Source organism: Neorhizobium petrolearium, from assembly GCF_029854435.1.
GTDB classification, from domain to species: domain Bacteria; phylum Pseudomonadota; class Alphaproteobacteria; order Rhizobiales; family Rhizobiaceae; genus Neorhizobium; species Neorhizobium petrolearium.
The window spans coordinates 2,907,244-2,922,789 of the sequence record NZ_CP123000.1; the positions used below are offsets into that span (position 1 = coordinate 2,907,244).

Consider the following 15,546-nt stretch of genomic DNA (forward strand, 5'->3'; position numbering starts at 1 on the left):
CACCCTCGCAACGACCTTGAGCTGTGGTGTGGGTTGCCCTGGCTTGCCGTTGAAGATCGACCTTGAATGCTCTTGCGAGCTATCTTCTGCAGCTCTATCCCTGCAATATTGATCCTCCTCGTTCGAGTAAGCCCAGATGAGCCTTGGTCAGGACCAGTTAGACATTGAGATATTCAAAGGACTGGCAGGGGTGCGGCTCGCCATGCGCCGGTTTCTCGCCTTCAGCGAAGCGGTCCTGACCAAGGCGGGCATTACCTCCCAGCAATATCAGGCGCTTCTTGTCATTAAGGTCGCTGCGAACAACGCAATCATGATCAAGCAGCTCGCAAACGATATGCTGCTGTCACATCACGCCGCCGTGCAGCTCGCCGACCGTCTCGTGGCGGCAAAACTTGTGCTGCGTACAGCATCTCAGGAAGACAGGCGCAGCGTTTTTCTGAAGCTGACAGCCTCTGGCGAAGCGCTTCTCGATACGCTTGCGCGTGATCACCTTCGCGAGATGCTCGCACACGAACCTCTGCTGGCCGAGTCTCTCCGGCGCCTTCGCCAGATGGGCGAACCGGACGCTTAAAACCGGATATCTGCGCTGGCTGGATAAGCGCAGCCTCTTTGGGCCTGCTTCGACAAAGCGCATTGATGAGCTAACCAAATCGCTACCTCGCCTGCTTTTCTTGGTCGTCATCATTTCTGCCGGGAAATCTGAGCTTTTTGGTTGCATCCGTGAAGAATCTTGGGCCGACCAATCGGACGCGCTTTCCGGCGATATCGACGATATAGCGCGGCACATCGGGAGTGCCCGTAGGCCGTACCTGCGTTGCCGCGGCGGCAGGCAACGACCCGAGCCCGACACCCAACAGTGCGAGCGCTTTTAAATAGGGTGCCGTCCTCATTCTCATGATGAGCATCTCCCGAAACGAGCACAGTCCATCTGACGCTCGGACCTTTGTTCCACGCAACTCAGCAAGATTATTCCCTGGAGGATGGCTCGCGTCCCGCCACCGGCAATATCTTCGCCGCACCAACCGTCTCCCATTGGATGCCGCCGCTTTGGTCAGGGTTTCTTCGAAATTTGACCGTCATCCTCCGCGGGCGTTTTCCCTCGCGATACATCAGATAAATTGCGGTGCAGCCTTCCCTTGCCTGCGCAACCGATAGCAGTTGTCCTGGTGTCGTCACGAGCAGGCCTTTGGCTGCAGCGGCACAGGTTGAGACCTCTCCAGCCTTGATCGGATGGGCCAGGAGCAGAAGTGCAAGCAGAACCAAGGGTCTTAACGTCATCGGGACCGGACACAGCGAGATGATTGAAACGACCTGCAGGCTAATGCAGCCTCGACAGGTTGCGGAGCTCCTCCGGCTCAAAGAGGGCGTCGCAGATTTCCTCAATCATCACGCGAACGGCACCCGCGACCGGCGGCGAAAGAGTTTCGCCTTGCCGGGCGGCATGGACAATGCGGATCAATCCTTCCAGTTCAGCTATGTTATCGATCAATCCGTCCAGCTTCTCCTCGATGTCGGGGGGCAATGAAGCGGACATCAACAAACCGTCGACGTTCAAAATTCCCCGCTCGCTCAGTTTGCTTTCGAGAAGCAGTGACAGCTTTGCGAATTCATCTATGTTGGCCATGTCTCCCCCGATTTGGCACCTTCTCGATTTGCGAGGTTTAGCCTCCGCCATTTTTTGACGCGCCCGGAATTCGGGACATTTTTTATGATTTATATCACGTTGTGATACAAAATGAAAGAATAGAGCTTTGTCACAAAGATCATTTCGGGCGAGGTCAGGCGCTCTTCAGGGTGGTTTGGCGGAATGGTTCGGATCTGGCTATGTAGACATTTGCTTTCACCGGCCTCTTCTTGCGTCGTGAACACGTTGCAGCAAAAATTACCTCCTCCCCGTAGCTCATTGATCTTGCTCAAGGCGGGAAGGTCCTGTTGGTTGTCGATTGAACCTTATCGTGAAGCACCGTCGCGACGGACAAGCCGCGGCTAAGGAAGACCGCGAGCAATATTCATGAGGCGGCCATGCAAGAAGTTGCACTCGTCGACGTCTACCGGCTGCTCGAACCCGGGCCGGTCGTGCTGCTGACGACAAGCCATGACGGCCATTCCAATGTCATGACCATGTCCTGGCATATGATGGTGGAATTCACGCCGCCGCTCATCGCCTGCGTCGTCTCCAGCGCAGACTATAGCTTCGCGGCGCTGTGGCAAACCGGGGAATGCGTCATCGCCATTCCGGCCGCCCCACTGGCACACAAGGTCGTGGGTATCGGCAATTGCTCCGGTCGCGACTTCGACAAGTTCACGCGCTTCGGCTTGACGCCGCTACCGGCAAGTCAGGTTGCAGCTCCGCTGATCGAGGAATGCTTCGCCAACCTCGAATGCAAGGTCAAGGAAACGCGCCTCGTGGATGACTATAATCTCTTTGTATTGGAAGTCGTCGCTGCTTGGCAGGATCCCGAGCAGAAGGCGCCAAGGACCCTCCACCACAAGGGATACGGCGCCTTCGTCGTAGATGGCGAAACCGTCCACATCGAATCCAGGATGCCGTAACGCACGCGCTGACGGCTTCGGCCGGCTGAGTGTCGGGCAGGAGATTGCTATTGTCGGCGCCGGTTGAGGTCGACGTCAGCCGGACCATGGTCGAAAAGATGCCCCTCGTCTTTTGTTATACCCTTCCGATGAGGGCATTGATCTCCGTCAGCCCTGAGACGGCTGGCGAGTCCCGGGGCGAACCCGCCGACATTGATAAGGGTCAAGGCGATCTGGTCCTGTGGTGCGATGTTGCTCGAAAGCGGCGTATCCGCCTTAACCTGGAGAAACATCATGAAAGCTCTCGTCTATGAAGGACCGGGGAAGAAAAGCCTGCAGGAGAGGCCTGTCCCGACAATCGCGGCACCGACCGACGCAATCGTCAAGGTCACCCGGACGACCATCTGCGGCACTGATCTGCATATATTGAAAGGCGATGTGCCGACCTGCACGCCAGGCCGCATCCTCGGACACGAGGGTGTGGGAATTGTCGAGGATATCGGTGCCGGCGTGACCCAGTTCAAGAAGGGCGACCGGGTATTGATCTCCTGCATCTCCTCCTGCGGCAAATGCGAATATTGCCGGCGCGGCATGTATTCGCATTGCACCACAGGCGGCTGGATCCTCGGCAATACGATCGATGGCACCCAGGCCGAATATGTGCGCATTCCCCATGCCGATACCAGCCTTTATCCGATCCCGGACGGCGCAGACGAAGAGGCGCTGGTCATGCTGAGCGACATCTTGCCGACCGGCTTCGAATGCGGTGTCCTGAACGGTAAGGTTCAGCCCGGCAGGACAGTGGCCATCGTCGGCTCCGGGCCGATCGGGCTCGCCGCATTGCTGACCGCGCAATTCTATTCGCCGTCGGAAATCATCATGGTCGATCTCGACGAAAACCGGCTTGAGGTGGCAAAACGTTTCGGAGCGACGGAGACGGTCAAGGCGGATGGAGAGGCGGCCAAACGGCGCATCTTCGACGTGACCGGCGGAAAGGGTGTCGATACCGCGATCGAAGCCGTCGGCGTCCCGGCCACCTTCGGGTTATGCCAGGAGATCATCGCGCCCGGCGGCATCATCGCCAATGTCGGCGTACATGGCGTGAAGGCTGATCTGCATCTCGAAAAGCTGTGGTCGCAGAACATCTCCATTACGACCCGGCTGGTCGACACGGTCTCGACGCCGATGCTTTTGAAGACGGTGCAATCGGGCAAGATCGATCCGAAGAAACTCATCACCCACCGCTTCAAGCTCGACGCAATCCTCGATGCCTACGATACCTTTTCGAGAGCGGCGAGCACGCAGGCGCTGAAGGTCATCATCGAAGCGGCCTGATCCGGCGAAGCGAAAAGAGGCCAGGCTGCAGCACTCTGCCGCCTGGCGTTTCCTAATGTCTAGCGGCGGCCCTCGCGACGCGCTCGACGCCTGGCTTGACCTCGCCAGGATCGAAAGTGGCAGTGTGTTCCGGGCGATTGATCGCTGGGGAATGGCTCGCAGCGTGCGCTTGATCCAAAGGGATCAACGACATCGTCAGGCAGCGGGCGCAGATGGCAGGACTGGACCTGGAGGAATTTTTCGACCATGGCTTACGCTCCGGTTATCTCACCGAAGCGGCCAACCGAGGCATCCCGCTGCCAGAGGCCATGGAGCAGTCCCGGCATCGATCCGTCCAGCAGGCGTCAGAATACGACAACCATGCGCAAGCGGCCTAGTGGCAGGGCCACCCGGATGCTGTCCTGAATGTCTGGGCCGCGGCTATAGGCCTGGCCATTACATAGCGCAGGACCTCAAGATTTCATGGATGCACGGAAATTCGCGCAAGAGACGAAACCTGCGCCGCGCGCGATCAACGACCCTCAGCCTGGAACGACAGCCGAATAAGCTGACTGTTCATCGCAGCCCTCTGGCACTCTAGCAGCAGACCATTGTCGATGCGCCCGGTCGAGTGAACCACCAGCACCGGCGCATTGACCGGGCACTGCAGCAGGGCTGACTCCCGTTCCGTCGGCAACCGCGCCGCCACAGTGGTCGACACGCGGCGCAACTGGCCAAGCCCTTCGCGCCGCGCGATCTGCGTGAGGGAATCCGTCTCTTTCAGCTTTCTGTCCAGGCCCACCACGAGATCGGCGCGTATGTGCCGCACCGTCAGGATGAACGGCACTTCGTCGCCGAGGATCAGCGTGGTGACGCGCAGCAGGGGATGTCCGCTCTCGAGGTGGAGGATATTGGCGATCTCCTCGTCTGCCGGCACCTCCTGGCTTTCCACGATGCGGATGGCGGAGCGCACGCCCTGCTGGTCTAGCACATCGCGGAAACGGGAGGTTGCATCCACTTCATAGGTCAGGCCCGTCTGCATGACGAAGGAGCCGCGACCGTTCACGCTTCGGATCAATCCCTCCTGCGACAGTGCCAGATAGGCGCGCCGCACCGTGTTGCGGCTGACGCCATACTGTTCGGACAGATCGAATTCAGGCGGAACCTGGCTGCCCGGCAGCATCTCTCCCACCAGAATGGCCTTCTTCACCGCCTGATATACCCTGAACCATTGCGGCTCCATCAATCGTCCCCGCCCCCCTGAAATTCCATAGCTGTACCTACAGCTGTCATGCGCGTTTCACAATGAGCCCTTAAGGAAATTCGCATCGCGGCGGGCACACCGAAAGTGAGCATTCCGCCGGGCAACGCAGATCATCGTCACGTCATCATCGACGCTTCATCACGCCGGACGCGGGCCTCTCGCGTTGTTGCGGCACGCCCCTTTGCTTGCCATTTTCAGAAGGTCAAGAAAATGACTGGAATCACCCGTCGCCATCTCCTTTCCCTTTCGGCAGTGTCAACGGCTGCCTTTGCCATGCCGCGTTTTGCCGCGGCACAATCCGCCGACCGCCCCGCCGTGACTGTTGCCGTTCAGCGCATTTCCACCTCCAACACGCTGGAAATGCTGACGGAACAGTCGAACGTCGGCGCTCGCATCTACACGAGCTATGCCGAAACCCTGCTCGGCAATGACTGGATCGGCGACATGTCGCTGCAGCCGCAACTGGCGACCGGCTGGAAGCGCCTCGACGATCGAACAGTCGATGTGGACCTGCGCGAAGGCGTCAAGTTCCACAACGGCGACGTGATGACCGCCGAGGACGTGGCCTTCTCCTACGGTCCCGACCGGATGTGGGGCGGCGGATCAGTCGAGGTTCCCGACAACGTCAAGGCCGTGGCCCGTCAGGCACTTCCTGCCTTCGAGCGGATCGAAGTGCTCGGGCCGCACAAGGTCCGGCTTCACAACGCCTCCATCGATCCGGTTCTCGAAGGTCGCCTTTCGGCCTCGATTGGCATGATCGTCAGCAAGCGCGCCTTTCTCGAAGCCAAGAGTTGGATGGACTGGGCGCGCCAGCCTGTCACCACGGGTCCCTATTCGGTCGCCGAATACAAGCCGGATTCCGTCCTGACGCTGGCCGCCTTCGACGATCATTGGGAAGGTCGCCCGCCGCTTCGCCAGATCCGTTTCGTGGAAACGCCGGAAACGGCCTCGCGCATCAACCTGCTGCGCTCCGGCGGCGCCGATTTCGCCTGCGACATCCCCCCGGACCAGATCGCAACGGTGGAGGCCGACAAGCGCTTCAAGGTTGTGGGCGGCCCGATCAACAACACGCGCTACACCGTGTTCAACAAGTCTCATCCGGTGCTGGCCAATCCGCTGGTGCGCCAGGCGCTGACCCATTCCGTCGATCGCGAACTGATCGTCGAATCCCTGTGGAGCGGACGCACCGAAGTGCCGCGCGGCCTGCAGTGGACCTTCTATGGCGACTTCTACATCGCCGATCACGAAAACCCCGCCTACGATCCGGACAAGGCGCGCGCTCTGCTGCGCAAGGCAGGCTACAATGGCGAGCCTATCCCCTACCGGGTGCTTAACGACTACTATACCGCCCAGACGGCCACCGCCCAGATCAATACGGAAAACTGGCGTTCGATCGGCCTCAACATCAAGCTGCAGATGGTGGAGAACTGGGGCCAGATCAGCGAAGGCGGCCCGGAAACCCGCGGCATCCACGATTGGTCGGCGGCAGCCAGCCTGCCGGACCCCTATGTACAGATGTCCGGCTCCTGGGGCCCTGCCGGTTCGCCTTGGAGAAACAACCAGTGGCGGAACGAAGAATTCGGCAATCTCTCCAAGGAACTCGGCTCCAGCACTGATCGCGCCCGCCGCATCGCAGTGTGGCGCCGCATGCTGCAGATCATCGAGATTGAAGATCCGGCCTATGTCGTCCTGCACCGCAACGCCTCCTTCACCGCCAAGCGCGCCGATATCAAGTGGGTGCCCTCCCAGTCCTTCGTCATGGATTTCCGTCGCCACAACTGGAGCGCCTGAGGTGATGGCTTTCGTCGAGATCCGGAACCTCTCGGTCGCTTTCGGCCGCTCACCGGCCTTGCGGGGCATCAATCTTGCGGTCGAGCGCGGCGAAGCGGTCGGGCTGGTCGGCGAGTCCGGTTGCGGGAAGTCCGTGACCTGGCTCGCAGCGCTTGGCCTGTTGCCTGCCTCGGCAACGGTACGCGGTTCCGTTCTCATCGATGGCACCGAGATTCTCGGTGCCCCGAAGGCGCGGCTAGAGCCGGTGCGCGGCGGACGGATCGCCATGATCTTCCAGGATCCGGCGGCGAGCCTCAATCCCGTCCATCGCATCGGGCGTCAAATCGGCGAGGCGCTCGGCCTGCATCGCGGCATGACCGGGCAGCGGGCGAAGGCGGAGGTCATCCGCCTGCTGGATCAGGTCGGTATTCCCGATGCGAAGAACCGCATCAATGCCTATCCGCATGAACTCTCCGGCGGGCAGAACCAGCGCGTGATGATCGCCATGGCGCTGGCCGGTGAGCCGGAGCTTCTGGTCGCCGACGAACCGACAACGGCGCTGGATGTCACCATCCAGGCGCAGATCCTAGATCTCTTGACCACGCTCCGGCGCGATACCGGCATGGCGCTGGTGCTGATCTCGCATGATCTCGGCGTGGTGTCGGAAACCTGTTCGCGCATTGCCGTGATGTATGCCGGCCGGATCGTGGAAGAGGCGCCAAGCGGTCAGATTTTCACCCATCCGAACCACCCCTATACGCGCGGGCTGATGGGGGCCTTGCCGCCGCTCAGCGGCGCGCGGCGCCGGCTGGTTGCCATTCCCGGCAGCGTGCCGGAGGCGGCGCATATGCCGCAAGGCTGCGCCTTCGCGCCCCGCTGCAATGCGGCAACCGACCGCTGCGCGGAAGTCGATCCGGTGCCATTGCCCCTGACGCAGGACCATAGTGCAGCCTGCATCCATGCCAGACCATACCACCAGGCAGGCCATCCATCGCATCATCACGCTGCGACGACGCGCGAAAGGGCCATGCAATGAGTGCGGGCACGGCAGATCTGCTCGAAGCGCGTGATCTTGCGCGCAGCTATACGGTGCGGCGTGGGCTGCTGGGGCGCCCGACCGCCGTGCGGGCCGTGGACGGGATTTCGCTCCGCGTGGCGCGCGGCGAAACGCTGGGGCTGGTCGGCGAATCCGGCTGCGGGAAATCCACCACGGCGCGGCTGGTGCTGGGCATCGAGCCGCCGGATACCGGTTCTGTCATCTTCGACGGAAACGCCATGCCGCCGAGCGGCACGGCGGCCTGGGCGAACCTTCGCCGGCGCATGCAGATGGTCTATCAGGATCCGCTGGCGGCCCTCGATAGGCGCCTGGCCGTCGGCGTGCAGATTGCCGAGCCGCTGGATATTCACCGGATCGGCACCGCAGCAGAACGAGAGGAACGGGTCGCCGCTGTGATGGCGGAGGTCGGTCTGCAGCCGCATCATGTCGCCCGGCATCCGCAATCTCTGTCCGGCGGGCAGCGTCAACGCGCCGTGATTGCCCGTGCGTTGGTGACCAATCCGGATCTACTCGTCTGTGACGAGCCGATCAGCGCGCTCGACGTCTCGATCCAGGCGCTGGTGCTGAACCTGCTGAGCGACCTGCAGGAGCGCCTCAAGATGGGCATGCTGTTCGTCAGCCACGACCTCCGGGCCGTACGCCAGATCAGCCAGCGCGTCGCGGTGATGTATCTCGGCCGGATCGTCGAGGAAGGCGATCCGGATGCGGTGCTGCACGAACCCGCCCATCCCTACACTCAGGCACTCGTCTCGGCCATTCCGCATCCGGGCAAGACGACGAGCCGGGTCATCCTTCAGGGTGATCCGCCCAACCCCGCCAATCGCCCGACGGGCTGCGCCTTTCATCCGCGCTGTCCGGTCGCCACGGCGACCTGCCGGACTGAGACCCCGGAACTGAAGCCGCGCCGCAGCGACGGCCGGCGCGTCGCCTGCCATATCGCACACGGGGAGGCGGCAGCCGCCCGTGCTCCCGCTTTGCTGGAGACCTGCTGACATGCTGCATTACCTTCTTTCCCGGCTGCTGCGCGCTGCCGTCAGCATCATCATGGTCGTGACCTTCGTTTTCGTCGTTCTGCGCATGTCGGGCGATCCGGCCATGGTGATCATGGGCGCCGATGCACCACCGGAGGCAATCGACGCCTTCCGCAAGTCCTGGGGTCTCGATCAGCCGCTATGGGTCCAGTATTTCTCGTTTTTCGAGGCCATCTTCAGCGGCGAACTCGGCCGGTCCATGCGCGATGGTCGCGATGCGATGGCGGTGGTGCTGGAGCGGGTTCCCTCGACGCTTGCGCTCACCGTGCCGGCCTTCCTGGTGAACCTCATCGTGGGCGTTCCCGCCGGCGTCTATGCCGCGCTTCACCGCAACTCGCTGATCGATCGTTGCGTCATGGTGATGGCGGTCACGGGTTTTGCCGTGCCCTCCTTCATCCTGGCCATGCTGCTGGTGCTGATCCTCTCCGTCAATCTCGGCTGGCTGCCCTCGGCCGGGCAGGACAGCTGGCTGAACGCCATCCTGCCGATTGCCACCATGGGCTTCGGCGGCGCCGCCCTTCTGGCGCGCTTTACCCGCAGCGCCATGCTGGAAGTGCTCGGCCAGCCGTATATCCGCACGGCAAGCGCCAAGGGCCTGCCGTGGTCGGCCGTGGTCTGGCGTCATGCGTTGCAGAATGCGGCCATTCCGACCATCACCATCATCGGTTTCATGCTGGGCGGTCTCGTCGCGGGTGCCGTTGTCGTGGAGAGTGTCTTCTCCTGGCCCGGCGTCGGCCGGCTGCTGGTCATCTCCGTCGCCAACCGGGACCTCGCGATCGTGCAGGCCATCGTCCTGATGATCGCCATCACCATGGTCGCGGCGAACATGATCGTGGACGTTCTCTACGGCCTGGTCGACCCGCGCATGCATGGGCAGGCAAGGCCGGCACGCCGCTGATGATCCACACCGTTTCTTGCCCGCCCTGCCCTTGAAGGAGCCAGAACATGGCCGATACCACCTCCTCAACCGCCGCGGCCGGCGGTTCTCCGATGGCGCGGTTGAGGTCGCTGCTGGAGCGCCTCAACCGCATGCCGATCCTGATCACCATTGCCGTCCTGTGGCTCGTTTTGATGCTGGCGATTGCCGTTTCGGCCGACCTGATCTCGCCCTACCGATTTACGCAGATGGACCTGCGCAACCGGCTGAGCCTGCCGGTCTTCATGGGCGGCAGCTGGAGCCATGTGCTCGGAACGGATGAACTGGGGCGCGACGTGCTGTCCAGACTGATCACCTCGATCCGCATGAGCCTGCTGATTGCCTTTGGCGCCACCATCATCGGTGCCGTGATCGGGGTGACGCTGGGATTCGTCGCCGCGCATTTCCGCGGGATCGTCGAGCAGGCCGTTCTGGCGCTGGTGGATTTTTCCGCCGCCATTCCCTTCCTGGTGCTGGCGCTGGCGGTGCTGGCCTTCTTCGGCAACTCGCTGGTGCTGTTCGTCTGCCTGCTCGGTTTTCACGCCTGGGAGCGCTATGCGCGCATTGCCCGCGGCCTTGCGATCAGCGGCCGGATGCATGGCTATGCGGCGGCCGTGCATCAGCTGGGAGCCTCGCCCTGGCGCCTCTACGGCCGCCACATCCTGCCCAATATCGCCTCGACCCTGATCGTCTCGATGACGCTCGCCTTTCCGGAAATCATCCTGCTGGAAAGTGGCCTCTCCTTCCTGGGGCTCGGCATCCAGCCGCCAGGCACCTCTCTCGGCAACATGGTCGGTTTCGGCCGCGAATATCTGTCGTCCGCCCCATGGATCATGCTGGCGCCGGCCTTCGTCATCACCGCCACCGCGCTATGCGTCTCGCTTCTCGGCGACTGGCTGCGCGACCGGCTGGACCCCACGCTTTCCTGATCTCCCTCCCCCGCAGCATGCTGCTCGACACCATAGAAGGACCATACCATGTCTGATCTGCCCATTCTTGGCGCCGCCATGACGTTGAAGGACGTCGAACTGAACCGGGACTGGCTGCTGGAGAAGCCGCGCGATCTCGAGCTGCAGGATTTTGTTCCGGCCGAAGTTCTCTGCGGCGATTGGCAGCCGCTGGTGGAGCGTGCAAAGCAGCTTCTTGACGGCCATCAGGGCCGCCTCGGCATGCACGGTCCCTTCATGGGCCTCAATATCGCCTCGGCCGATCCGGATGTGCGGGCACTGGTGGCGCGGCGCATGGAGCAGGCGCTTGACGTCGCGGCCGCGCTCAACATCACCCAGATCGTCATCCACAGCCCCTATACGACGTGGATGCACAACAATCTCGACAACTGGCCGGAGCAGCGCCAACGCGTGTTGGAGATGACGCATCAGACGCTGGATGCCGCGGTGAAGCGCGCCGAGAACCAAGGCTGCGTCTTCGTGCTGGAAAACATCGAGGACAAGGACCCCGCCGACCGCCGCCGTCTGGTGGAAAGCTTCAATTCGCGCGCATTCGCGCTGTCGATCGATACCGGCCATGCGGCCTATGCCACCGGTTCCACCGGCGCGCCGCCGGTCGATTACTTCGCCAATGACGCTGGCAACCTGCTGCAGCACGTGCATCTGCAGGATGCCGATGGCTATGCCGACCGTCACTGGCCGGTCGGCCACGGCAGCATCAACTGGCGCGCCTTCTTCGCTCGCCTTGCCGGCATCACCTCCAATCCCCGTCTGATCATCGAGATCCGCGACAAGTCGCAGATTAAGGCCTCTGCGGCCTATCTGGCGAACCTCGGCCTCGCACAGTAACTGGTCTCGTCTGCGCCCATAAACGGCAAGCCTTTGGAATTGTTAGGGAAATCTCGCCTATTGTGCGGGCAAGGCCCGGCGGTTTTAGGTACACTTTAGCATCGAGCCACTGATTCTAAAGACAAACCCACAGCCGCCGGAGCCGACAACGCGCCAAGAACGCACCGTCCAGGGCTCCATATTCGATCTTTTCGCCGGGCACGAGATCGGTCGTGAGTTGGAGGCGATGTCGCAGCGGCTGGATGGCCATCGCGATCTTCTGGAATTGGCGACGTCCGGTCTGCGCCGACAGGGGGCGCGCGGCGACCGGCTTGGGATGCCCACGACATGGCCTTCCATAAGAAGCGGCCTCCGGATCGAAGATACGGTCAGAAGCCGCTGGCTGGATCGCAAGCTCAGAAACTTCCGGGCCGGCATCGAAGCCGGCATCTTCTGCCTGAAGCGGACCTATGGCCTGGCCCGCGGCACCTGGCGCGGGCCAGGCCACTTCGAGACCTACGTCTGGTCCTCGGTGGTCGCCTACAATCTCGCCCGCTTCGCCCGCCTCAGGCCGACCTGACGCCGGTCATGACGCCGCGTTCAGCGAGCAGGCCGCGAGCGCCGGCCGACACGTCACGACCGTATTGCGGCCAAACCGCCCTCTGGCCAAAACCTAGAAGCCCGGTGCCGCCATACGGCCGGAAAAACACGCTGCAGAGGGAAAAACACCTCTTACAAACCAGAAAACAGGCGTTTATGGACAGGCATCAGCTATATTGCGCAGGAATGCATGCTCAGCCCAGGATTGCATTTGCAACTGACGGCGATGTCGGGTTACATCGCAAACACGCCCGGCTTGAATGCGAGCATTATGCCGAAGCCCAGGAAGCCAACGATGAGGAACAGCGCCCCGCCGCGATCGAGGAGCAAACCGCCCCCCGTTGACCGACCGGCCTGATATGCGCCCGCACGTGGTCGTCGGCCGGAGCCACGACGCTGGACGCGAGCGGAGAGACTGCTCGTGACCGAGGCCCTGCTGCCGGGCTCGTCTCCTCGACTGTCGCACCATCTCCTGTCCAAGCAATGCAGGATCGATTTCAACCTTGGTCGGAGGATAGTAGGGTCCGCCGTGCTCGCGCTTGTGGCTGCGTGCTACCCCGAGCGGGGCAGTTCAGGGTTCGAAGCGTGCGGCACCATGGCCGGTTGAATTGCGACAGGAACGAAGAGCAGCGCCGTCCTATAATACCTATCCCACCGCCAGGCGAACCCAATCGCCTTTCAAAATTGAAGAGCATCGCACTCGTCGTGAGCTTGGTTTGGACAATTTCACCCCTCCCGGCGGCTGGGGAGGCTGAGAGCCCGATTGGAGCCAATATGCCTTACGCGACGAATTCGGATTTACCACCATCGGTTCGGCACGCCTTGCCTCAACATGCTCAGGATATATACCGCGAGGCCTTCAATCACGCGTTCAAGGCGCATGCCGGCGATCCGCGTCAGGAAGAGGTCGCACACCGGATTGCATGGGCCGCCGTCAAGCGCTCCTATGTCAAGATCGGCGATAGATGGACACCCCGTTGAGATGCACCCGTTGTCGAGGCTGCTTGGATCGTTTCGGCGTCCCGTCTATCTCTTGCCCATGAACCTCACGGTGCTGGCCTGGTCACCCTTGGTTCCTTGTTCTTCCACGAACGTGACGTGCATCCCCTTTTCCAGGTCATCAAAACGTCCGCCTATGACGCTATTGCGATGGAAGTAGATCTCACGGCCATCGGACGTTGCAATGAAGCCGAAGGCGCCCGCATGATCGATCCGCGCGATCGTGCCTGACGGCTGCGGCTCGTGGTATTTCACCTCCCCTTGAAGCTTCCTTGCCTCGTCCTGCAATTGCCGCCTCGCGCGCTTGAACGCATCATTGATGGCAAAGTTCAGATCGGAATGGCGCTCGTCGCCGTGATCGATGTGGTCGACGGCGACTTCCCGGCCATTCGGCAAGGTTAGATGGATGCGCACATCATAAAGGCCGCCTGTGCGATGTCGCTTGCCTGGCCCGGTGACGACGACACGGCAATCGGTAATCCGCCCGAAGCGTGTTTCAAGTTCGCTCACATGATCTTTCAGGGCAGCCTGAACAGCGGGTGAGATTTCCGCTCCGTGACTGGCGATTTCGACTGGTGTTTCCATGGTTCATCTCTCCTTCGCCGATTTTCCGCTCCGGCTTCGAGGGCAGCGTTTGTCCCCGTGGCGGGCTATCGCCTCGCGACCTGCACAGCAGGTGACTTGCTGTCTGTATTTCTAGCGCCGGGCTTTCACACGACATTGACGCCAATCAAAACGACGTCTTCGGCCCCAGGCGCGGAGATGAACATTGCAGGAAGAGGGACGAGACGCAGCCTTTCTTGCCCGGCCTGACCACCGGTTTCGGCACAGGGGTTCTCGTCCCCGCAAAATGTCGTCCTGGAGGTTGTCCGCCTTAATCACGGGAGCCGTCGAATGGTTTGATGACCGAGCGCCTACCGGAATTTTATGACGCAGTCCCCGAATTGGTTTTCATGTAGGATTGCTCTCCACAGACAACCTGATTGCGTCCAGCATTCTTTACACGGTAGAGCGCGGCATCGGCCTCGCTGAACAGGGCGTGCGTGGTGACGTCGGCTGACGCTTCTGGTGGCAAAGTGGCCAGTCCGATACTGACCGTGACATGACCAGCGGGCGGGTTGCCTTCGTGAGCCAGCGCCAGCCCGCGCACTTGCAGGCGAGTTCTTTCTGCGACAGTCCATGCCCCTTGGATATCGGTGTCGGAAAGCAGAACCGCGAGTTCCTCACCGCCATAACGGGCGACGATATCGCCGGGCCGTTTGACGCAATTGCGCACGACAGCGCCAATCTGCCTGAGGCATTCGTCCCCGGCGGCATGGCCATAGGTATCGTTAAACTGCTTGAAACGGTCGGCGTCGATCATCAGGAGAGAAAGTGGCGTGCAGTTCCGGCAGGCGCGCTGCATCATTTCCCCAAAGCGGGTGTTGAAGAAGCGCCGATTGGCAAGCTTCGTCAACTCGTCGGTATTGGCCAGAACGTCCAGTTCGTCCTGCTTCTTCTTGTGTTGTGTAACGTCACGCGTGATCGCAACAACCCGGGTCGCGACTGCCTTTTCGCGAGCCGGCAACTTGCTCAACGCCGTCTCAAGCCAGACCTCCTCGCCATCCGGCCTGGTATGCTTGATGAGGGACTTCTCCTGCGTCGAGCCGTCCTGCAGTCGTTCGGCTGCAGAGCGCACTGTTGCTTCAGCATCCTCCGCCATTCCGGCAAACACACTTTTCCCGATGAGCCTTTGAGGTTCGATACCCAAAATCTGCGTTGAAGACGGAGAAACATACTCCCTGATGCCGGCCTCGTCGAAACGTGCAATGACGTCGCTGGACGATTCCGCCAGCAAACGAAATTCTGCTTCTCGCGCCGCCAGCTGCGCTTCACTCTCCCGGCGCAACCTCAGTTGATGGCGCCAATGCATTGCCGCCAGGCTCGTCCCGGCCAGCAAGACGGCGACGTAGAACCAGCGGGCCTTGGCGGTTCCCGTCCACTCCAGGAAAACTCCCCGTTCGGAGGCCGCGGCAAGCACGACGATGCCCGTGCGTCCGCTTTGATAGAAGCCGCCAATTCGAACTTTCCCATCGACGGGTGACTGATAATCATAGGCGCCAACAGTCCTTACCTTGAGGTGATGGGCAAACAGTTCGTGCGCAGAGATATTGCTGCCAAGGAGCGTCTCCTCCATCGGACCGCGTGCCATGACCCGGAAGCGTGACTTCGTGCGCCCGCATCAAACGGCGCAACCAAACACACCAAAATCGACCGCCCTGCAACGACCATGCCACAGCATGCTCGGC

At 61.5% G+C, this 15,546-nt stretch carries 14 protein-coding genes and 2 pseudogenes; 12 read left to right on the top strand and 4 right to left on the bottom strand.

All coding sequences use genetic code 11. The features are described from left to right. The first annotated feature begins 136 nt into the window (after positions 1 to 136). Positions 137 to 571 (top strand): MarR family winged helix-turn-helix transcriptional regulator, encoded by a 435-nt coding sequence (locus tag QEO92_RS14395; protein ID WP_227703510.1) that lies wholly within the window; start codon positions 137 to 139, stop codon positions 569 to 571. Positions 572 to 1,318: 747 nt separating this feature from the next. On the opposite strand, the gene QEO92_RS14400 is transcribed toward QEO92_RS14395, so the two are convergent. Continuing rightward, complete coding sequence (locus tag QEO92_RS14400) at positions 1,319 to 1,675, bottom strand: hypothetical protein (protein ID WP_227703511.1); 357 nt, start codon at positions 1,673 to 1,675, stop codon at positions 1,319 to 1,321. A gap of 347 nt (positions 1,676 to 2,022) precedes the next feature. On the opposite strand from QEO92_RS14400, the gene QEO92_RS14405 reads away from it, so the two are divergent. From QEO92_RS14405 to QEO92_RS14415, 3 genes and pseudogenes are all read left to right on the top strand, one after another. Next, positions 2,023 to 2,553: a flavin reductase family protein gene (locus QEO92_RS14405; protein ID WP_227703512.1), complete on the top strand. Its 531-nt coding sequence runs from the start codon at positions 2,023 to 2,025 to the stop codon at positions 2,551 to 2,553. Positions 2,554 to 2,826: 273 nt separating this feature from the next. Then, positions 2,827 to 3,867, top strand: a complete 1,041-nt coding sequence (locus QEO92_RS14410; RefSeq protein WP_227703513.1) for a zinc-dependent alcohol dehydrogenase family protein — start codon at positions 2,827 to 2,829, stop codon at positions 3,865 to 3,867. Between the two features lie 61 nt (positions 3,868 to 3,928). Continuing rightward, positions 3,929 to 4,272 (top strand): annotated as a pseudogene (locus tag QEO92_RS14415) (site-specific integrase); the annotation flags it as partial. 106 nt (positions 4,273 to 4,378) lie between these two features. On the opposite strand, the gene QEO92_RS14420 reads toward QEO92_RS14415, so the two are convergent. Beyond that, positions 4,379 to 5,089: a GntR family transcriptional regulator gene (locus tag QEO92_RS14420; RefSeq protein WP_227703514.1), complete on the bottom strand. Its 711-nt coding sequence runs from the start codon at positions 5,087 to 5,089 to the stop codon at positions 4,379 to 4,381. A 231-nt stretch (positions 5,090 to 5,320) separates the two neighbouring features. On the opposite strand from QEO92_RS14420, the gene QEO92_RS14425 reads away from it, so the two are divergent. The 8 genes and pseudogenes from QEO92_RS14425 (at position 5,321) to QEO92_RS14460 (ending at position 13,240) form a co-directional block, all read left to right on the top strand. Next, positions 5,321 to 6,901 carry an ABC transporter substrate-binding protein gene (locus QEO92_RS14425; RefSeq protein WP_227703515.1) on the top strand — a complete coding sequence of 527 codons (1,581 nt, stop codon included), beginning with the start codon at positions 5,321 to 5,323 and terminating at the stop codon, positions 6,899 to 6,901. Position 6,902: 1 nt separating this feature from the next. Further along, positions 6,903 to 7,916, top strand: a complete 1,014-nt coding sequence (locus QEO92_RS14430; protein ID WP_407721330.1) for an ABC transporter ATP-binding protein — start codon at positions 6,903 to 6,905, stop codon at positions 7,914 to 7,916. Then, positions 7,913 to 8,929, top strand: coding sequence for an ABC transporter ATP-binding protein (locus tag QEO92_RS14435; RefSeq protein WP_227703517.1), 1,017 nt, complete (start codon positions 7,913 to 7,915; stop codon positions 8,927 to 8,929). Before QEO92_RS14430 ends, QEO92_RS14435 begins: the two co-directional genes overlap by 4 nt. A 1-nt stretch (position 8,930) precedes the next feature. Next, entirely contained in the window at positions 8,931 to 9,866 is a 936-nt protein-coding gene (locus tag QEO92_RS14440; protein ID WP_037146581.1) for an ABC transporter permease, read from the top strand. 92 nt (positions 9,867 to 9,958) lie between these two features. After that, positions 9,959 to 10,813 carry an ABC transporter permease gene (locus tag QEO92_RS14445; protein ID WP_227705168.1) on the top strand — a complete coding sequence of 285 codons (855 nt, stop codon included), beginning with the start codon at positions 9,959 to 9,961 and terminating at the stop codon, positions 10,811 to 10,813. 48 nt (positions 10,814 to 10,861) lie between these two features. Next, positions 10,862 to 11,680 (top strand): sugar phosphate isomerase/epimerase family protein, encoded by an 819-nt coding sequence (locus tag QEO92_RS14450; RefSeq protein ID WP_227703518.1) that lies wholly within the window; start codon positions 10,862 to 10,864, stop codon positions 11,678 to 11,680. Positions 11,681 to 11,989: 309 nt separating this feature from the next. Then, positions 11,990 to 12,239 (top strand): annotated as a pseudogene (locus tag QEO92_RS14455) (ISNCY family transposase); the annotation flags it as partial. A 794-nt stretch (positions 12,240 to 13,033) separates the two neighbouring features. Continuing rightward, positions 13,034 to 13,240 (top strand): ChaB family protein, encoded by a 207-nt coding sequence (locus QEO92_RS14460; protein ID WP_227703519.1) that lies wholly within the window; start codon positions 13,034 to 13,036, stop codon positions 13,238 to 13,240. 45 nt (positions 13,241 to 13,285) lie between these two features. Here the strand turns inward: QEO92_RS14460 and QEO92_RS14465 are convergent, their stop codons facing one another. Then, entirely contained in the window at positions 13,286 to 13,843 is a 558-nt protein-coding gene (locus QEO92_RS14465; RefSeq protein WP_227703520.1) for an HPF/RaiA family ribosome-associated protein, read from the bottom strand. 340 nt (positions 13,844 to 14,183) lie between these two features. Then, positions 14,184 to 15,434 carry a diguanylate cyclase gene (locus QEO92_RS14470; protein WP_227703521.1) on the bottom strand — a complete coding sequence of 417 codons (1,251 nt, stop codon included), beginning with the start codon at positions 15,432 to 15,434 and terminating at the stop codon, positions 14,184 to 14,186. Between the last annotated feature and the right edge of the window lie 112 nt (positions 15,435 to 15,546).